Raw genomic sequence first — 17777 nt, 5'->3', positions numbered from 1 at the left:
GCCGGATCCGACCGCCGTTCATCCTGCCCGGGTCAGGGTAGCGGCGGGCAGCGGTGTTCGGGTGAACTACCCCGGGCCCGGGGCGGGACCGGGGTCTGCGGCGGGCACGCGTCACGTCTTCGGCAGGCCGACCGGGTTGATCTCGGAGGTCTGCACGGCCTCGGCGTCCAGTCCCCAGCGCTTCAGCACCTGGGCGTAGGTGCCGTTCCCGATCACCTCGTTGATCGCCCCGTTCAACGCCTTGACCAGGCCGTTGTCCTTCCTGGTGGTGGCGCCGATCTTGCCGAGCACCGCGGCGCCGGCGCCCGAGTAGGTGCCGATCACCTCGGTCTCACCGGTCTGCACGGCGTGGAAGGCGGTCACCGGGTTGGGGCCGACGTAGATGTCGATCCGGCCGGAGGAGAGCGCCAGGTAGTAGTCCGAGGAGCTCTGGAAGTACTTGATGTCGGCCGGCTTGAGGCCGTTGCGCACGTTCTCCTCGTTCCAGGAGACGAGCAGCTTCTCCTGGTTGGTGCCGGAGCTGACGGCGACGGTCCGCCCGGCGATGTCCTTGGGGCCGGTGATCTTCCAGCCGCTGCCCTTCTTCGCCTCGAAGCCGAGGATGTCCAGGCGGTAGGTGGCGAAGTCGTACTTCTCCTTGCGGGCCTCGGTGACGGTGATGTTGGAGAGGCCGACGTCGTACTTGCCGCTGTCCAGGCCGACGAAGATGTTCTCCCAGGAGACCGGGTTGAACTCGATGTCGAGGCCGAGCACATTGCCGATCAGCGAGGCGATGTCCGGCTCCACGCCGATGATCGTCTTGTCGTCGTTGGCGTAGAAGTCCAGCGGCGGCGTGGTGCCGAGCGAGTCGACCACGGTCAGCTTGCCGCGCTTTCTGATCTCCTCCGGCACCAGCGCCGCGAGGGCGTCCACCTTGGGCGTGGTCACCCGGTTCTGCTGGGGCGTCAGGTTCACCGTGGCGCCGTTCGGCGCGGTGCTGCCCTTCGCGGGGGCGAGGTCCGCCGCGGCGTCCGAGGAGCTGCCGCAGGCGGCCAGGGTGAGGGCGGCGACGAGCGCGGCGGCGGTCACGAGGGCGCGACGGGGTAGGGACATGGCGGGACTCCTGCCGGTGAGAGGGGGGGTGGTGAGTCAGAGGACCTTGGCCAGGAAGGCCTTGGTCCGCTCGTGCCGCGGCTCGTCGAGGACCTCGCGCGGCGGGCCCTGCTCGACCACCACGCCGCCGTCCATGAAGACCACGGTGTCGGCGACCTCGCGGGCGAAGCCGATCTCATGGGTGACCACGATCATCGTGGTGCCGCTCCGGGCGAGGTCCTTGACGACGTCCAGCACCTCGCCGACCAGCTCCGGGTCGAGCGCCGAGGTCGGCTCGTCGAACAGCAGCACCTTCGGGTCCAGCGCCAGCGCCCGGGCGATCGCCACCCGCTGCTGCTGGCCGCCGGAGAGCTGGCGGGGGTAGGCGTCCGCCTTCTCGGCCAGGCCCACCCGTTCGAGCAGTTCCAGGGCGCGGGCCCGGGCCTCGGCCTTCGGCCGGCGCAGCGCGCCGACCGGGGCCTCGACGAGGTTCTCCAGCACGGTGAGGTGCGGGAAGAGGTTGAAGTTCTGGAAGACGAAGCCGATGCTGGTCCGCTGCCGGAGCACCTCGCGCTCCTTGAGCTCGTGCAGCCGGTCCCCGGAGCGGCGGTAGCCGATCAGCTCGCCGTCGATCGCGACGAAGCCGCGGTCCACCTTCTCCAGGTGGTTGATCGAGCGCAGCAGGGTGGACTTGCCGGAGCCGGACGGCCCGAGCACCACGGTCACCGAGCCGGCCGGCACGTCGAGGTCGACGCCCCGCAGCACGGCGTTCGGGCCGAAGTTCTTCCACAGGCCGCGCACCTGGACCATGGGCGGCCGCTCCGGCTCGGCGGTCCGCTCGGCGGCGGGTTCCTCGGCGAGGGTGGTCACGAGCGTCCTCCGGTGGCGGCGGCGGTGGCGGTGCGGGCGCGCAGGCCCCGGACGAGCGCCCGGGCCCGCTGGAGCGGGGTGGGCGGCGGCGTGCGGTCGGCGCCCCGGGCGAAGTAGCGCTCGACGTAGTACTGGCCGATCGACAGCACGGTGGTGAGCAGCACGTACCAGACGGTGGCGACCATCAGCATCGGCACCACCCGGCCGGTGCGGCCGTAGACCACCTGCACCTGGTAGAAGAGCTCGCCGATGGCCATCACGTAGACCACCGAGGTGCCCTTGAACAGCGAGATCACCTCGTTGGCGGCGGCCGGCAGGATGCCGCGCATGGCCTGCGGCAGGACGATCCGCCGGGCCTGCCGCCAGCGCGGTACGCCGAGCGCGGCGGCGGCCTCGCGCTGGCCGGGGTCGACGGCGATCACACCGCCGCGGATGATCTCGGCGGCGAACGCGGCCTGGTGCAGCCCGAGGCCGAGCACCGCGGCGCCGAGCGCGCCCAGCACGCCGACCGTCTCGAAGTCCCCGAAGGTCGGACCGAACGGGATGCCGAAGCCGAACCGCTTGTAGAGGTAGGAGAGGTTGAACCAGAAGACCAGCTGGACGATCAGCGGGATCGAGCGGAACACCCAGACGTACGCCCAGGCGACGGACTGCAGGATCGCGCTGCGGGAGAGCCGCATCGCGGCCACCACGGCGCCCAGCAGGAAGCCCAGCACGGTGCCGTAGACGGTGAGTTCGACGGTCCGGCCGACCGCGCGCAGGATGGTGTCGGCGGAGAAGAACAGCCGGAAGGTCGCCCAGTCCCAGCCGGGGTTGGTGGCCAGGCCGTGGGCGAACTGGGCCAGCACGACGAGGGTGGCGAGGCCGGCCGCCCAGCGCCAGGGGTACCGGGCGCGGACGGTGCGCAGGCCGGCCAGCTCGCCGAGGTCGAGCGGGGCGGCCGGGGCGGCGGCTGAGGGTCTGCCGCCGGGTTTCACGAGTGCGGTGGTGGTGCTCATGGGGGACTCCTCCCAACGGGCCCTGGACAGGGGGTCGCGTGTGCTCGGGCGGTCACTTGTGCTCGGGCGGGCTGATCAGGGACTCCTTGACGGCCGAGTCCGTCACCCCCCACTTGCGGAGGATCCGCTCGTACGTCCCGTCCTTGATCAGCTCGTTGACGGCCGCCTGGAACGCGGGGGCGAGCGGGGAGCCCTTCTTGAAGGCGAAGCCGACGTCGAGGCGGTGGAACTCGCCGAGGAACTGGGTGCCCGAGGCCTCCTGGGACGCCTGGTAGCGCAGGCCGTTGATGGTGGACATGAGGATGTCCACCCGGCCCTGCTGGAGGCTGGTCAGCGTGGCGCCGTTGTCGCTGAACGCCTTGACCTCGTAGGGCTTCCTGCCGGCGTCGGTGCAGACGTTCTTCTTCGCGTTGAGCGTCGTCTCGAAGGTGGTGCCGGCCCCGGTGCCGATGGTCAGCCCGCAGAGCTGGACCAGGTCGGTGACCGGCTGGACGGACGTGTTGTCCTTCTTGACCGCGAAGCCCTGGCCGTCGTCGATGTAGGTGACGAAGTCGATCGTCTTCAGCCGGGCCTCGGTGACCCCGAAGTTGCCGGTGCCGACGTCGTACTTGCCGCTGCCGAGCGCGGGCAGGATGGTCTCGAACGCCGCCTCCTCGCGCTGCACGGTCAGGCCGAGCACCTTGGCCACCGCGTCGGCGAAGTCGATGTCCAGGCCGGCCGCCTTCTTGGTGGCCTGGTCGGCGTAGAAGGCGGAGGGCGGGGTGCCGATCGAGGAGCCGAACTTGACCGTCCCGGCGGACCGGACGTCGGCGGGCAGCAGCGCGGCGGCGGTGTCCGACTTCTTGAGGCCGGAGACGACGTCCTCGGCGGCGGCGGAGACAGCCTGCCGCCCGGGGCCCGCCGCGGCCGCGGGCTTCGGGTCCGAGCCGCACGCGGCCAGCGCCAGGACCGGCAGCAGGGCGGTGGCCGCGAGCAGGCGACGGCGGACGGTGGTGGTTCTCACGGGAACGGGTGCCTTTCGGACGGTGCGGGGCGGATCAGCGGAGGTGCTTCTCGAACGGCAGCGGGCCGATCGTCAGGGGGTCGGCGGCGACGTCGAACAGCGGGGTGTAGCCATTGGCCAGGTAGAGGTTCCTGGCCTCGGGCTGGCGCGGACCGGTGGTGAGGAAGATCCGGTGGTAGCCGGCCGCGGCGGCGGTCCGCTCCAGCTCGGCCAGCACCCGGGTGGCCAGGCCCCGGCGGCGGTGCGCCGAGTGCGTCCACATCCGCTTCAGCTCGGCCGTCCGGTCGTCGAGGCGCTTGTACGCGCCGCCGGCCACCGGCTCGCCGTCCTCCAGCAGGAGCAGCAGGACGCCGCCGTGCGACTCGGCCCAGCTGTCCGCCGGGTAGCGGGTCATCTCCTCGTGCGCCCCGGGGCCGTAGCGGCGGACGTACTCCTCGGTCAGCTCGCGCACCAGCGGCTCGGCGAGCGGGTCGTCGATGCGCACCCGGCGGACCTCGACGGCCGGGGCCGGCGCCGGCGCCCCGGTCGGGCCCGTCACGCCTGGACCGCGATCAGCTGGTGCCGGTCGCGCTCGGCCTGCTCGGTCCTGTCGGCCTCGGCGGCGGCCTTGGCGGCGTCCCGCTTGGCGACCTCCTCGCGGACGATCGGGATCACGTACCGGCCGAAGTCGATCGCGTCGTCCACCAGGTGGTAGCCGCGGGCGGAGAGGATGTCCACGCCCAGGTCGTAGTAGTCGAGCAGCGCCTGGGCGACCGTCTCCGGGGTGCCGACCAGCGCGTTGGAGTTGCCCGCCCCGCCGGTGGCGGCGGCGGTCGGCGTCCACAGCGCCCGGTCGTACCGCTCGCCCGCCTCGGCGATCTCCAGCAGCCGCTGCGAACCGGCGTTCTCCGGAGCCGTACCGGCCGGACGGCCCCGGCGGATCAGCTCGCCGCCCTCCCGGCGGGCCCGGATCGCGTCCACCGTCCGGTGCGCCTTCTCCCAGGCCAGCTCCTCGGTCGGCGCGATGATCGGCCGGAACGCCACCTGGATCCGCGGCACGTCCTCGCGCCCGGCGGCCCGCGCCGCCTCCTTCACCCGCTCGATCTGCTCGGCGGTGCGGGCCAGCGGCTCGCCCCAGAGGCAGTAGACGTCCGCCTCGGCACCGCCGGCCGCGTACGCCGCCGCCGAGGAACCGCCGAAGGAGACGCCCGGGCGCGGCTGCTGCACGGGGAAGACGTCGGAGACGAAGTCGTTGAAGCGGTAGTGCGCGCCCTCGTGGTCGAAGGGCTCCCGGCTGGTCCAGGCCTTCTTGACGATCCCGATGTACTCCCTGGTCCGGGCGTACCGCTCGTCCTTGGTGAGGAAGTCGCCCTCGCGCTGCTGCTCGTGGTCGCTGCCGCCGGTGATGAAGTGGACGGTGAGCCGGCCCCGGCTGATCCGGTCCAGGGTGGCGAAGGTCTTGGCGGCGAAGGTCGGGTACGAGACGTTCGGGCGGTGGGCGAGCAGGATCTGCAGGGTGTCGAGGTGCGAGGCCAGGAACGCGGCGGCGGGCGCCGGGTCGGGGGCGCCGGAGCCGTAGGCGAACAGCACGCGGTCCCAGCCGTGGTCCTCGTGGGCGCGGGCCAGCCGCAGGGTGTAGTCGCGGTCGAACGCGGCGGTGGTGCGCGCGGTGGTCTCGGAACCGTCGGCGGTGGCGGCGATGCCGAGGAATTCGACGGGCATGGCGGAACCTTTCGGGTCGTACGCGGTCCGGTGGGCTGCGGGTGGGCAGACCGGAGAGAGCCCTGTGCGGAGCGGGCGGTGGGGCCGGTGAGGGCGGCGGCGGGCACGTGACGGCCCGCGGGCGGACGGGGAATGCCGGAGCGCAACGCGGTGAGGAGGGGAAGGGGGCGGCAGCGCGCGGATGACGAGCCGTCAGGAGGTGACGGCTCTCCCGGCCCGGGACGGGGCACCGAGGGAGGTCCCCGCGAGGGAGGACGGGGCCGGACGGACGGCCCGCTGCCGGGTCAGCCGCGACACGCCGCGGACCACACCCGACCGAAGTCGATGTGGTCGCGGGTGACCAGGGGCTGCTCGGCGTACATGGCCTCAAGTTGAGCAGCGAACCGCGCACGGCGTCAACCACCCTCCATTGCCGCCGTGTTGCGATCTCCTGTCGCCCCGCGAAGCGTCCCGGGACCCCGCCCGGACCGGGCCTCCCGCCCTTGACACCCGCCGATCGCTCACGCGTACGATCGAAAGCGGAGTGCAGTGCACCGCCGGCCGCGTTGAGGGACGCGGGCCGGCCGCAACGGCCGTACGTGACCACGCCGTACCCACGCCCCGTGCGCCCGCGCGCATCTCCGCCCTCCCGCCTGGAGCCTCCGCATGGCCACCCCGCCGGACGTCCTGCCCGCCCCCGCCCGCCCCCTCGCCGGAACCGCCACCCCGCCGCCCTCGGCCGTCCCCGACGCCGCGGCCGCCACCGCCCGGATCGTCCCCCGACGCCGCCCCGGCCAGTGGGTCTCCGCCGCCGTCGCCCTGCTGCTCTTCGCGATGGTGGCCAACTCGCTGGCCCGCAACAAGGCGTTCCAGTGGGACGTGGTCGCCGACTGGTTCACCGCCGCCTCCGTCCTGAACGGCCTGACCCTGACCCTCTGGCTGACCGCCGTCACCCTCGGCCTCGGCTTCCTGCTCGGCACCCTCCTCGCCACCATGCGGCTGTCCGCCAACCCGGTGCTGCGCACGCTCAGCTGGGTCTACATCTGGATCTTCCGCTCCACCCCGGCCCTGGTGCAGCTGCTGCTCTTCTTCAACATCGGCGCCCTCTACCCGACGCTCGGCCTCGGCATCCCGTTCGGCCCGGAGTTCCTCACCGTCCGCACCGTCAACCTGTTCGGCCCGACCCTCACCGCCGTCGTCGGCCTGACCCTGCTGGAGGCCGCGTACGCCGCCGAGGTGGTGCGCGGCGGCATCCTCTCCGTCGACCGCGGCCAGCTGGAGGCCGCCTCCGCGCTCGGTCTCGGCCGGTGGCGGGTGCTGCGCCGGATCGTCGTCCCGCAGGCGATGCGCTCGATCGTGCCGACCGCCGGCAACATGCTGATCAGCGCGCTCAAGGGGACCAGCATCATCAGCGTGCTGGCCGTCTCCGACCTGCTCTACTCGGTCCAGCTGGTCTACCTGCAGTCCTACCAGGTCATCCCGATGCTGATGGTCGCCACCATCTGGTACATCGTGATCACCACGGTGCTGTCGGTCGGGCAGTACTACGTGGAGCGGCACTACGCCAAGGGCGCCACCCGCGAGGGGCTGCCGCCCACCCCGCTGCAGAAGGCCCGCGCCGGGTACCGGCGGCTGCGCGCCGCCGCCGACGCCCCGGCCGAAGGGCCGGCCCGGTGAGCGCCGCCCTCGTCATCGTCGGCGCCGGGCCGCGCGGCACCGGCGTGCTGGAGCGGATCGCCGCCAACGCGCCCGAACTGCTGCCCGCCGACCGGCCGTTGCACATCCACCTGGTCGACCCGCACCCGCCCGGCGGGGGCCGGATCTGGCGCCACGAGCAGTCCCCGCTGCTGCGGATGAACTCGATGGCCGAGGACGTCACCATGTTCACCGACGAGCGCTCCACCATCGACGGACCGGTCCGCCCCGGCCCCTCGCTCGCCGAATGGGCCGCCTCCGTGGAGGAGTTCGCCCCGTACCGGGAGATCACCGACCCGGACGTCAGGGCCGAGCTGCGCACCCTGGCGCCCACCGACTTCCCCACCCGGCGGGCCCAGAGCGCCTACCTGGACTGGGTGTTCCGGCGCGCCGTCGCCGACCTGCCGCCGCACATCACGGTCACCGTCCACCGGGACACCGCGCACCGCGTCGAGGGCCCGGCCGACGGACCGCAGCACGTCCACCTCACCGACCGGATGCTCACCGCCGACCACGTCGTGCTCACCCTGGGCCACCTCGACTCCGCCCCCGACCCCCGCTACGCCGCCGACACCGCCTTCGCCACCCGGCACGGCCGCTTCCACCTGCCGCCCGCCTACTCCGCCGACGCGGCCGCCGACCTCGACCGCATCGCGCCCGGCGAGCACACCGTGCTGCGCGGCTTCGGGCTCGCCTTCGTCGACCTGGTCTCCCTGCTCACCGAGGGCCGCGGCGGCCGCTTCGAGCCGGCCGGCGGCGCGGGCGCCCTGCGCTACCTGCCCTCCGGCCGCGAGCCCGTGCTGCACGTCGGCTCGCGGCGCGGCGTCCCGTACCACTCCAAGACCGACTACCGCCTCCGGGGACCGCGCCCGCCGCTCCCCCGCTTCTTCGACGCCGCCGCCGTCGACGCCCTGCTCGACCGGCCCGGGCCGATCGGACTGCGGCGCGACGCCTGGCCGTTGATGGCCAAGGACATCGGCTTCGGGCACTACCACGAACTGTTCCACGCCCACCCCGAGCGCACCGCCCTGCCCTGGGCGGAGTTCCTGGCCGGCTACGACGCCTCGCCGTGGGCCTCCCCGGAGCTGCGCGCCCTGGTCGCCCGGGCCGTCCCCGACCCGGCCGACCGGCTCGACCTGGAACGCCTCGACTTCCCGCTCGCCGGGCTGGAACTCGGCACCGCCGAGGAGCTCCAGCACCACCTGCGCCGCTACATCGCCGAGGACGCCGACCGCCGCGCCGACCCCGCCCACAGCGCCGACCTCGGCGCCTTCCTCGCCCTGCTCTCGCTCTTCGGCCAGCTGCCCCGGCTGCTCGGCTCCGGCCGGCTCACCGCCCGCTCGGTGGCCGAGGAGGTCGACGAGTGGTTCTTCGGCTACTTCAGCTACCTCGCCTCCGGCCCGCCCGGCTTCCGGCTGCGCCAACTGCTCGCGCTCTCCGAGGCCGGGGTGGTCCGCTTCCTCGGCGCGGGCATCCGGGTCGAGCGCGACGAGGCCACCGGCACCTGGCGGGCCTCCGGCGCCACCGTGCCCGGCCACACCGTCACCGCCACCGCGCTGGTCGAGGCGTACCTGCCCAAGCACGCGCTGGCCCGCACCCGTGACCCGCTGCTGCGCGATCTGCACCGCACCGGGCGGATCACCGAGGAGGTCGTCGCCGACGCCGACCACACCCACCGCTCGGGCCTGCTCACCATCCGCCCCGGCGACAGCCGCGTCCTCGACCCGGCCCTCGACGGCGACGCCCATCCCCGGCGCACCGCCCTCGGCCCGCACACCAGCCTCCGCGCCGCCGCCGCCTTCTCCCGCCCCCGCACCGACTCCCCCGGCTTCCGCCAGAACGACGCCGCCGCCCGCGCCCTCCTCCGCGCCCTCGCCCGCACCGACTCGGCGGTGCCGGCCTGACCACCGCACCCGCACCGCACCCACCCGCGCGGGGACCGGCTCCGCCCACCCGGCCCCGGCGGCCCGGTCCAGCCGCCGCGCCCGTCACCCCCTCACGCTGTGCCGCGGTCCGCCCGCCCGCACGGGGACCGGCTCCCGGCGGGCCCGCCACCTCACGGGCCGTAGATCTCCTCCACCAGGTCCTCGGCCGTGACGTGGTCCGGGGCGGCGAGGATCCAGTCGCCGACCTGCTTGATCCCGGTGCCGCGTTCCAGCGCGGTCAGGCAGGCGTTGGCCTCCTGGTCCGAGGTGAAGTCCCAGGCCAGCAGGCGGCGGATCAGCAGCAGCGCCTCGCCCGGATGCATCCGCGGGCGGCGGCCGGGTCGGGGCCGCCCGGCCGGGGCCGCCGCGAGCCGCCGCTGGTAGCCGGAGAGGTCCTGCCAGGCCTGGAGGGTGGCCGGGTGCTGCTCGCCGAGCGCCCGGGTGAGGTCCGGCAGCAGCGTGCGCAGCTGGAGCACCGCGCCCTCCAGGTCGCCCCGGTTGGCCGTGTACACCGCCAGGTCGTGCCGGGCCTTGAGCACCCGCGGGTCGTGGCCGCCCCAGGTGGCGTGCAGGTCCGGCAGCAGCTGGACGAGCCGCCGCACCGCGCTGACCGTCTCCCCGCTCTCGCCGATGCACCACACCAGGTGGTAGCGGGCGGCGAGGGTGTCCGGGTCGGCCTGGCCGAGGGCGAGCCGCATGTCCTCGGACAGCGTGGAGAGCAGCCGGATCGCGCCGTCGAGGTCGCCGGCCCGGCTCAGGAACCAGGTGAAGTCGCGCCAGGCGTTGAGGGTCTCGCGGTCGGTGGCGCCGAGCGCGACCACGGCCTCCTGGGCCACCGCCTGGAGCTGCCGCGCGGACTCGCCGGCCGTCGCCGCCCGGAAAGCGGCGTTCCGACGCTCGCGCAGGGCGGCCCGGACGGCCTCCTGCGGCGAAAGCGGTGAAGGCGGCGGGGCCGGCGGGGCCGGCGGGGCCGGCGGCGCGGTCACCGGCGGAGTCGTGAGCGGCGGCAGCACCGGCTCGACCGGCCCCGCCGTCCGCCGCTCCTCCAGCTCCGCCAGCCGCCGCTCCACCGTCCGGGCGTCCGCCGGCCGCCGCGCCGGGTCCTTCGCCAGCAGCTCCGCGACCAGCCCCGCCAGCTCCGCCGGCAGCCCGAACGGCGCCGGATCCAGCGCCGGCGGCGGCTCGTTGAGGTGCTGGTACATCAGCACCGGCGTCGAGTCCCCGCCGAACGGCCGCGCCCCGGTGCAGAGTTCCACCAGCACGCAGCCGAACGCGTAGAGGTCGGCCCGGCCGTCCACCCGGCCCCCGGTCCACCGCTCCGGCGCCATGTACGCGGGGCTGCCGACGACCGCGCCGGTGGTGGTCAGCCCGCCCGCCCCGATGTCGAGCTGCGCGATGCCGAAGTCCAGCACCTTCAGCACCCCGGCGTCGGTGACCATGATGTTCTCGGGCTTGATGTCCCGGTGCACCATCCCCGCGTCGTGCGCGGCGGCCAGCGCGGAGCAGATCTGCCGCCCCCAGCGCAGGCTCTGCGCCGGGTCCGCCGGGCCGTCCCGCAGCACGGCGGTCAGGGTGCGGCCGGTGAGCAGCTCCATCACCAGGTACGTCACCCGCCGTCCGGCCAGTTCACCCTCGCCGAGGTCGTGCACGGTGACGATGTGCGGGTGGGAGAGGTTGCCGGCCGCGCAGGCCTCCCGGACGAACCGCAGCGCCGCCTTCTGCTGGTCCTCGCCGTGGTGGTTGATGACCTTGACCGCCACCGGCCGCCGCATCCGGGTGTCGAAGGCCCGCCACACCACGCCGAACCCGCCCTGCCCCAGCCGCTCGACCAGCTGGTACCGCTCATCGAGCACGTCGCCGACCATCACCCGCCCACCCCCGGCCCTGTCGAAGCACCTGCACTCTATCCGCGCCCCCGTTCCGGCCGCCCTCCCCCGGTTTCTCCCCTGCCGCCCCCGGCCTCCCAGGTGCGAGGATGAGATCAGGCGCCGCGACGAGGCGGCGGCCCCCGCACAGCCGAGGAGCGCAGTCATGGCCAAGCAGGCCCCGCAGAGCGACCCGGCGCAGGACGCCCCCCGGGTGTCGGCGCCCCAGCACGCGGCCGCCGGGCTGCCCGCCGTCGGCCACAGCCTGCGGATGGCCACCGAGCAGATGAGCGCCCGCCGCACCCTCAGCACCCTGCTCAAGATCAACCAGCCCGACGGCTTCGACTGCCCCGGCTGCGCCTGGCCGGAGCCCGGGAAGACACACACCGCCGAGTTCTGCGAGAACGGCGCCAAGGCCGTCGCCGAGGAGGCCACCGAGCGCCGGATCCGCGCCGAGTTCTTCGCCGCCCACCCGGTCGCCGAGCTGGCCGAGCGCTCCGGCTACTGGCTCGGCCAGCAGGGCCGGCTCACCCAGCCGATGTTCCTCGACGAGGGCGCCACCCACTACGCCCCCGTCTCCTGGGACGACGCCTTCGCGCTGATCGCCGAGGAGCTGCGCGCCCTGGACACCCCGGACGGCGCCGCCTTCTACACCTCGGGCCGGACCAGCAACGAGGCGGCGTTCGCCTACCAGCTGTTCGCCCGCCGGCTCGGCACCAACAACCTGCCGGACTGCTCCAACATGTGCCACGAGTCCTCCGGCTCGGCGCTCACCGAGACGCTCGGCGTCGGCAAGGGCAGCGTCAGCCTCAAGGACCTCTACCAGGCCGATCTGATCATCGTCGCGGGCCAGAACCCGGGCACCAACCACCCCCGGATGCTCTCCGCCCTGGAGCGGGCCAAGCGCGCCGGGGCGACCATCGTCAGCGTCAACCCGCTGCCCGAGGCCGGCCTGGAGCGGTTCAAGAACCCGCAGCAGGCGCGCGGCCTGGTCGGCCACGGCACCAAGCTGACCGACCTCTTCCTGCAGATCCGGCTCGGCGGCGACCTCGCCCTGTTCCGCGCGCTCAACCAACTGCTGCTGGAGAAGGACGCCGTCGACCACGCCTTCGTCGAGGAGCACTGCCACGGCTTCGAGGAGTTCGCCGCCGAGGCCGCGTCGACCTCCCGCGAGGAGGTGCTCGCCGCCACCGGGCTGCCGTGGTCGCAGATCGAGGAGCTGGGCCGGCTGGTCCTCGCCTCCGAGAAGGTCATCGTCTGCTGGGCGATGGGCCTCACCCAGCACAAGCACGCCGTGCCGACCATCCGCGAGGTGGTCAACTTCCTGCTGCTGCGCGGCAACGTGGGCCGCCCGGGCGCGGGCGTCTGCCCGGTGCGCGGGCACAGCAACGTCCAGGGCGACCGGACGATGGGCATCTTCGAGCGGCCCACCACCGCCTTCCTGGACGCGCTCGGCCGGGAGTTCTCCTTCGAACCGCCGCGCGAGCACGGCCTGGACTCCGTCGACACCATCCGCGCCATGCGGGACGGCCGGATCGGCGTCTTCTTCGCGATGGGCGGCAACTTCGTCGCCGCGACCCCGGACACCGAGGTCACCGAGGCCGCGATGCGCCGCTGCCGGCTCACGGTGCACGTCTCCACCAAGCTCAACCGCTCGCACGTGATCACCGGCGCCCGCGCCCTGATCCTGCCCACCCTGGGCCGCACCGACCGGGACGTCACCGCGCGCGGCGCCCAGTTCGTCACCGTCGAGGACTCGATGGGCCAGGTCCACTCCTCGCGCGGCGGCCTGCGCCCGCCGGCGCCCGGCCTGCTCTCCGAGACCGCCATCGTCTGCCGCCTCGCCCGCGCCGTCCTCGGTCCGCAGGACACCGTGCCGTGGGAGGACTTCGCGGCCGACTACGACACCCTGCGCGACCGGATCGCCCGGGTCGTCCCCGGGTTCGAGCAGTACAACGACAAGGTCCGCCGCCCCGGAGGCTTCACCCTCCCGCACGGCCCCCGCGACTCCCGCACCTTCCCCACGGCGACCGGCAAGGCCAACTTCACGGTCAACCCGCTCACGGCGCCGGAGGTGCCGGAGGGCCGGCTCCTCCTCCAGACGCTGCGCTCGCACGACCAGTACAACACCACCATCTACGGCCTGGACGACCGCTACCGCGGCATCCAGGGCGGCCGCCGCGTCGTCCTGGTCAACCCGGCCGACGCCATCGAACTGGGGCTCTCCGACGGCCAGTACGTCGACCTGGTCAGCGAGTGGAAGGACGGTGTGGAGCGCCGCGCCCCGCACTTCCGCGTCGTCCACTACCCGGTGGCGCGGGGCGGTGCGGCCGCGTACTACCCCGAGACCAACGTCCTGGTCCCGCTGGACTCCACCGCCGACATCAGCAACACGCCCACGTCCAAGGCCGTGGTGATCCGGTTCGAGGCCGACAGTGGCGCCTGAGCCCGACCCGGCGGTCCTCCACCCGATGCCGGAGCAGCCCCGCGTGGTGCTGCTCCGGCCCCTGGTGACGTCCCCGCTCATCGAGGTGGGCGAGTTCACCTACTACGACGACCCGGACGACCCGACCGCGTTCGAGACCCGCAACGTGCTGTACCACTACGGCCCGGAGCGGCTGGTCATCGGCAGGTACTGCGCCCTGGGCACGGGCGTGCGGTTCATCATGAACGGCGCCAACCACCGCGTGGACGGCCCGTCGACCTTCCCCTTCCCCATCATGGGCGGGGACTGGGCCGCCCACTTCGACCTGCTCACCGACCTCCCGAACCGGGGCGACACGGTGGTTGGCAACGACGTCTGGTTCGGCCACGGCGTGACGGTGATGCCGGGCGTCCGCATCGGCCACGGCGCCGTCATCGCCACCGGCTCCGTGGTCACCACCGACGTCCCCGACTACGCCATCGCCGGCGGCAACCCCGCCCGCCTCATCCGCCACCGCTACAGCGAGGAGGAGATCACCCGCCTCCTCGCCGTGTCCTGGTGGGACTGGCCCACTGGCCACATCACCCAGCACGTGCGGACCATCATGTCCGGCACCGTGGAGGACCTGGAAGCCGCCGCCCCTGCCCCGGAGTAGGGGCGGCTAGAAGCAGGAGAGCGCCGAACCGCTGCATCCCTCCAAGACACGGTGGGACTCGTGCCCGATCCACGCCTCCGAGGTGTACGGCGCACCCGGCCGGCCACCACCACCCTCCGCCCCCTGCGCGAGCGCCACACCCCCGCCGAGCCCACACAGCACGATCGCCGCCACGGCGACTGCCCCACGCTTGAACACGATGATCCTCCAACGTCCTTGTGGATCAACGGGAGCCACTGTGGCTCGCGTCGAGCGGCACTTAACGTAGGAGTAGGGAGAGGTCGTTACGAGCCGCTTTCCTGTTCCCTCAAGAAGTCGTCCCGAATGCCTTCGATCAGGCGGCGCATCCCGTCACCTGAGAGGGCGGCGGTCACACGCGCCGTACTGGGCCCACCATTCCGTGAACGGAACGGCGTGCGCCATCGCCGTGTCTCGGTATGCCCTGAACTCGGTGAGTCGGCTGTTGTCGGGGAAGTCGGCACCGAGGTACTTGCCGTGGCCGTCATAGTTCATGGCGGCCACCGTCTCGTCGTCGAACAGCCAGAAGTCCGGAGCCTGCGGGATCGGGTTCGGCCGATCGGTGGTGTCCAGGATGAAGAACTCCTCACCGGCCGCCATGTTGCGGTGGTAGCCCCACTCGAGTTCGAACCGGAGGTAATCGGTGAGCGGCCGCGCGAGGACGTGGACCCGATACATGCGCTTCCCCGCGCCGGTGGCCTCGGCCACCGTCGCCACCCAGCCGGCGGCCTTGTACTCCGCAGGCTGCTCCCCACCGGCGAGGAACGCGTGGTAGGCGTCCACCCCGCCGGACCGGCTGTAGTCGTCGAGGGTCTCCAGCCGGAACGCCGTCCGCTCGAAGGACGAGAAGCACTCCCCGAGGGTCCTAGATGAAATTGTCACGGACAGCCTTTCGGACGAGTTCGACAGGAATTTCGACCAGGGTCTCGTGACCAGGAATCCGCAGGCCGTGCTCGGTGATCGGGGCACCCTGCACGGCGAGGGTGCCCCGATCCGTGAGGTACAGGGTCGGGCAATCGCCGTCGTCACAGGAACCCACAAGCCGCGTCAGCTCCACTGCCGCCTCCTCGATGGCTCGGTGTTCAGGCAATGCTCCCGAGCCCGAAGGGAGGCGGGCAAGGACTTGACGTTTCCAACACTGGAAACCACCCCGAGCCCGAACCAGTGGCCCCTCGCTCGGCTCCGAGCGAGGGGCCACCGAGGTCACGCATAGTGGTCCAGCTCACCGGCCTTGATGGCGTCGATAAGACCAGCGAGAGCGATGAGAGGCGGGCGGACTATGACGCAAGGGTCCTCTGATTCGCGCAGTTCAACCAGTCCAGCTGTTGTGCGGACCTCGACACAGTCGTTGTTGGCCCCTGAGTAGCTGGACTTCTGCCAGGTCGGGCTAGCCACGCCGTCCCGCTTCCTTCTTGATCGACTGAATGAGGTCACGGGACTTCTCCTCGGAGAGGGAGTTCGACTCCATCTGCGCGAGGACGGCCCGGAACTTTGCCACGTGGGCCGGGGCATCGAAGATCTGACAGCCGAGACCTGTGTCGATCTGGACGGTATCCAGCTCAGGGATCGACCCTTCGGCATAGGTGAAGTTCTCGCTGGGGCTTGGTAGGCCGTCCACGGCGAACGGAACGACCCGGACAGAGATTGTCGATCCTTCGGAGACCTCAAGAAGTGCGTCAAGCTGATCAGTGAAGACCTCTGCTCCACTGAACCGCATCCGCAGGGCCGCCTCGTGGATGTACGCGGTGTACGGAACGGCACCGGAGCGGACTACTTGTTGTCGCCGCATGCGAAAGACCGTTCGCAGGTCGACCTCATGGTGCGGCAATGGCGGGATGGAGTTGCCGAACACCGCGGATGCGTAGCCGCTGGTCTGGAGCAGCCCGGGGACGAAGGTCACGGTATAGGTCACGAGCCGGTTCGCGTGGCCTTCGAGTTCGGCGTTCTCGAGGAAGTCCGTCGCCAGGGCGTCTCGATACTCCTCCCACCAACCGGGCTTGCCGCGCTCGGTGATGATCTCCGCGAGGGCATCGATCAACGGCTCATTGACGCACATGCACGTCGCGGCGATCGTGCGCAGGCGCTCGACACTGATGCCGGTCTTGCCGGCTTCCATCTGGGTGATCTGAGCCGGGGTGGCGCCGATGGCGCGGGCGAGTTGACTGCCTCCGAAGCCTGCCTGCTCCCGCATTCTCCGCAACTCGACCCCGAGCCGACGCTGGCGAAGAGTGGGGTTCGATCGAAGGGCCATGACGTCCTCTCTGCGGGCGTGGGGATCAGTCTGCCGCGCGGGTGCCGTGCTGAGCCATTCGGGGCTAGAGCCACGTAAGAGGGAACTTCCAGCAGCTCGCCACAAATTTGTGGCGAGCTGCGCTATGGTCGATCTCACAACGATCCGACGGTTCGTCAGTAATGCCTGTTCCCTGGGGCAGTAGGCGCATGCTGCCCACTTCGCACCGCAGAGCAGCCAGGTCCGGGCTGGCCTAGTTCACGGCGACGCATCCGTCGACACCCCTCCCCCTCGCCTCTCACCACGGAGGTTTCTCGTGCGTGCCCTCAACCCGCCCGACTGCTCCGCCATCCGCGCCGAGCTGCGCTCCATCCTCCACACCGCCGACTGGCCGCCCGAGGCCATCGGCGACGCCGAACTCGCCTTCCAGGAACTCTTCATCAACGCCTGGCAGCACGGCGGCTGCCCCGCCCCGGCCGTCCTCGTCTCCCTGCGGCCCACCGTCCTGCGCGTCGCCGTCTGCGACGACTGCCCCACCCTCCCCGAGCCCCGTCCGAGTGCGGACCCCTACGCGGAGTCCGGGCGCGGACTCCACCTCGTCCACGCCCTCACCCACCGCTCCGGCGCCCATCCCACCAAGACCGGCAAGGTCACCTGGTTCGAGCTGGACGCCGCCGCGTGAACACCCCCATCACCCCCAACGACCCCATCCTGCGCACCTACACCGCCATCGAGGTCACCTACCTCCTGCGCGAACTCCACGACCTCGGCGAGCCGTTCGGCATCCGGTGGGACTCCGCCACCGTCAACGGCACCACCGTCGACTTCGGCGAGACCCCCCTCCCCACCCTCCTCAACCTCCTCGAACTCCTCCGCGAAGCGAGCCGAAAGTGACCGGCTTCCTCATCGGCACCGCCTTCGCCGTCCTCCTCGCCCTCGCCCTCACCACCGTCGTCACCGGCGTCATCACGGCTTTGAAGGTCGGCCCGCCCCCGCCGCCCATCACCCGCCACGGCCGCTGGGAACTCCGCACCACCCCCGACGGCACCCCCGAATACACCTGGATCGCCCGCCAGGCCGGCCACTTCAGCCCCGAAACCAACCCCGACAACCACCACCACACACCCCAGTAGCCACCCCGGAGCAGGAAGTCGACCAGACCGACTTCCTGCTCCGCGCTTTCCCGGTGGCCCAGGAAGTTGACCCCGCCGACTTCCCTACGGCGAACCCCAGCGGTAGCCGGCGGCCCTCGCTCGAACCGAGCGAGGCCGCGGACAGGTCGCTGCGGCTGCGCTTCAGGAGTGCCCGCACTTCCTCGGGGCCGGGCTCGGTGGCCGCGTCC

Annotated in this window: 18 protein-coding genes; 7 read left to right on the top strand and 11 right to left on the bottom strand. The window is 72.3% G+C overall.

Going from position 1 to position 17777, the window contains the following annotated elements:
* Nucleotides 1-111 precede the first annotated feature (111 nt).
* The 6 genes from ABTX81_RS32065 to ABTX81_RS32040 are packed head-to-tail and all read right to left on the bottom strand — an operon-like array spanning nucleotide 112 to nucleotide 5643.
* The gene (locus ABTX81_RS32065) at nucleotides 112-1092 is read right to left on the bottom strand and encodes an ABC transporter substrate-binding protein (protein WP_350552997.1); all 981 of its coding nucleotides are present in this window, start codon (nucleotides 1090-1092) and stop codon (nucleotides 112-114) included.
* A gap of 36 nt (nucleotides 1093-1128) precedes the next feature.
* Entirely contained in the window at nucleotides 1129-1881 is a 753-nt protein-coding gene (locus tag ABTX81_RS32060) for an amino acid ABC transporter ATP-binding protein (protein ID WP_350553112.1), read from the bottom strand.
* Between the two features lie 56 nt (nucleotides 1882-1937).
* Nucleotides 1938-2939, bottom strand: coding sequence for an amino acid ABC transporter permease (locus ABTX81_RS32055; protein ID WP_350552995.1), 1002 nt, complete (start codon nucleotides 2937-2939; stop codon nucleotides 1938-1940).
* Nucleotides 2940-2991: 52 nt separating this feature from the next.
* On the bottom strand, nucleotides 2992-3942 hold the full coding sequence (locus ABTX81_RS32050) for an ABC transporter substrate-binding protein (protein WP_350552993.1): 951 nt from the start codon (nucleotides 3940-3942) through the stop codon (nucleotides 2992-2994).
* A gap of 34 nt (nucleotides 3943-3976) precedes the next feature.
* A complete protein-coding gene (locus tag ABTX81_RS32045; protein WP_502892900.1) occupies nucleotides 3977-4480 on the bottom strand; it encodes a GNAT family N-acetyltransferase in 504 nt (167 codons plus the stop codon).
* On the bottom strand, nucleotides 4477-5643 hold the full coding sequence (locus ABTX81_RS32040) for an LLM class flavin-dependent oxidoreductase (RefSeq protein ID WP_350552991.1): 1167 nt from the start codon (nucleotides 5641-5643) through the stop codon (nucleotides 4477-4479). The genes ABTX81_RS32045 and ABTX81_RS32040 overlap by 4 nt, the downstream gene beginning before the upstream one ends.
* A gap of 645 nt (nucleotides 5644-6288) precedes the next feature.
* On the opposite strand from ABTX81_RS32040, the gene ABTX81_RS32035 reads away from it, so the two are divergent.
* Complete coding sequence (locus ABTX81_RS32035) at nucleotides 6289-7299, top strand: amino acid ABC transporter permease (RefSeq protein WP_350552989.1); 1011 nt, start codon at nucleotides 6289-6291, stop codon at nucleotides 7297-7299.
* The gene (locus ABTX81_RS32030) at nucleotides 7296-9221 is read left to right on the top strand and encodes an FAD/NAD(P)-binding protein (RefSeq protein ID WP_350552987.1); all 1926 of its coding nucleotides are present in this window, start codon (nucleotides 7296-7298) and stop codon (nucleotides 9219-9221) included. The genes ABTX81_RS32035 and ABTX81_RS32030 overlap by 4 nt, the downstream gene beginning before the upstream one ends.
* Before the next feature lie 152 nt (nucleotides 9222-9373).
* Here the strand turns inward: ABTX81_RS32030 and ABTX81_RS32025 are convergent, their stop codons facing one another.
* Entirely contained in the window at nucleotides 9374-11095 is a 1722-nt protein-coding gene (locus ABTX81_RS32025; RefSeq protein WP_350552985.1) for a serine/threonine-protein kinase, read from the bottom strand.
* Nucleotides 11096-11273: 178 nt separating this feature from the next.
* Here ABTX81_RS32025 and ABTX81_RS32020 point away from each other — a divergent pair, with 178 nt between their 5' ends.
* Nucleotides 11274-13553, top strand: a complete 2280-nt coding sequence (locus ABTX81_RS32020) for an FdhF/YdeP family oxidoreductase (RefSeq protein ID WP_350552983.1) — start codon at nucleotides 11274-11276, stop codon at nucleotides 13551-13553.
* Nucleotides 13554-13578: 25 nt separating this feature from the next.
* A complete protein-coding gene (locus tag ABTX81_RS32015) occupies nucleotides 13579-14187 on the top strand; it encodes a CatB-related O-acetyltransferase (protein WP_350552981.1) in 609 nt (202 codons plus the stop codon).
* A 351-nt stretch (nucleotides 14188-14538) separates the two neighbouring features.
* Here ABTX81_RS32015 and ABTX81_RS32010 read toward each other — a convergent pair whose 3' ends face one another.
* The 4 genes from ABTX81_RS32010 to ABTX81_RS31995 form a co-directional block, all read right to left on the bottom strand.
* A complete protein-coding gene (locus ABTX81_RS32010; protein WP_350552979.1) occupies nucleotides 14539-15087 on the bottom strand; it encodes a DUF6879 family protein in 549 nt (182 codons plus the stop codon).
* Nucleotides 15071-15262 carry a hypothetical protein gene (locus ABTX81_RS32005; RefSeq protein ID WP_350552977.1) on the bottom strand — a complete coding sequence of 64 codons (192 nt, stop codon included), beginning with the start codon at nucleotides 15260-15262 and terminating at the stop codon, nucleotides 15071-15073. Before ABTX81_RS32005 ends, ABTX81_RS32010 begins: the two co-directional genes overlap by 17 nt.
* A gap of 146 nt (nucleotides 15263-15408) precedes the next feature.
* Nucleotides 15409-15600: a DUF397 domain-containing protein gene (locus ABTX81_RS32000; RefSeq protein ID WP_350552975.1), complete on the bottom strand. Its 192-nt coding sequence runs from the start codon at nucleotides 15598-15600 to the stop codon at nucleotides 15409-15411.
* Entirely contained in the window at nucleotides 15593-16456 is an 864-nt protein-coding gene (locus ABTX81_RS31995) for a helix-turn-helix domain-containing protein (protein WP_350552973.1), read from the bottom strand. The genes ABTX81_RS32000 and ABTX81_RS31995 overlap by 8 nt, the downstream gene beginning before the upstream one ends.
* A 295-nt stretch (nucleotides 16457-16751) precedes the next feature.
* On the opposite strand from ABTX81_RS31995, the gene ABTX81_RS31990 reads away from it, so the two are divergent.
* Genes ABTX81_RS31990 through ABTX81_RS31980 form a run of 3 tightly spaced genes read left to right on the top strand, consistent with a single transcriptional unit; the run spans nucleotide 16752 to nucleotide 17568 of the window.
* Entirely contained in the window at nucleotides 16752-17117 is a 366-nt protein-coding gene (locus tag ABTX81_RS31990) for an ATP-binding protein (protein WP_350552971.1), read from the top strand.
* Nucleotides 17114-17329 carry a hypothetical protein gene (locus ABTX81_RS31985; RefSeq protein ID WP_350552969.1) on the top strand — a complete coding sequence of 72 codons (216 nt, stop codon included), beginning with the start codon at nucleotides 17114-17116 and terminating at the stop codon, nucleotides 17327-17329. The genes ABTX81_RS31990 and ABTX81_RS31985 overlap by 4 nt, the downstream gene beginning before the upstream one ends.
* Nucleotides 17326-17568 carry a hypothetical protein gene (locus ABTX81_RS31980; protein WP_350552967.1) on the top strand — a complete coding sequence of 81 codons (243 nt, stop codon included), beginning with the start codon at nucleotides 17326-17328 and terminating at the stop codon, nucleotides 17566-17568. Before ABTX81_RS31985 ends, ABTX81_RS31980 begins: the two co-directional genes overlap by 4 nt.
* Nucleotides 17569-17777 lie beyond the last annotated feature (209 nt).

Origin of the sequence: Kitasatospora sp. NPDC097605 (assembly GCF_040302725.1) — a bacterium.
Taxonomy (GTDB): domain Bacteria; phylum Actinomycetota; class Actinomycetes; order Streptomycetales; family Streptomycetaceae; genus Kitasatospora.
The sequence above is the reverse complement of the archived record's forward strand: the minus strand, read 5'-3'. Positions and strand labels throughout refer to the sequence as shown.

Excerpts from the sequence above, each read along its gene's own strand:
- ABTX81_RS32065 (WP_350552997.1), bottom strand. The coding sequence starts at position 1,092 with ATGTCCCTACCCCGTCGCGCCCTCGTGACCGCCGCCGCGCTCGTCGCC.
- ABTX81_RS32060 (WP_350553112.1), bottom strand. The coding sequence starts at position 1,881 with ATGGTCCAGGTGCGCGGCCTGTGGAAGAACTTCGGCCCGAACGCCGTG.
- ABTX81_RS32055 (WP_350552995.1), bottom strand. The coding sequence starts at position 2,939 with ATGAGCACCACCACCGCACTCGTGAAACCCGGCGGCAGACCCTCAGCC.
- ABTX81_RS32040 (WP_350552991.1), bottom strand. The coding sequence starts at position 5,643 with ATGCCCGTCGAATTCCTCGGCATCGCCGCCACCGCCGACGGTTCCGAG.
- ABTX81_RS32035 (WP_350552989.1), top strand. The coding sequence starts at position 6,289 with ATGGCCACCCCGCCGGACGTCCTGCCCGCCCCCGCCCGCCCCCTCGCC.
- ABTX81_RS32020 (WP_350552983.1), top strand. The coding sequence starts at position 11,274 with ATGGCCAAGCAGGCCCCGCAGAGCGACCCGGCGCAGGACGCCCCCCGG.
- ABTX81_RS32015 (WP_350552981.1), top strand. The coding sequence starts at position 13,579 with ATGCCGGAGCAGCCCCGCGTGGTGCTGCTCCGGCCCCTGGTGACGTCC.
- ABTX81_RS31995 (WP_350552973.1), bottom strand. The coding sequence starts at position 16,456 with ATGGCCCTTCGATCGAACCCCACTCTTCGCCAGCGTCGGCTCGGGGTC.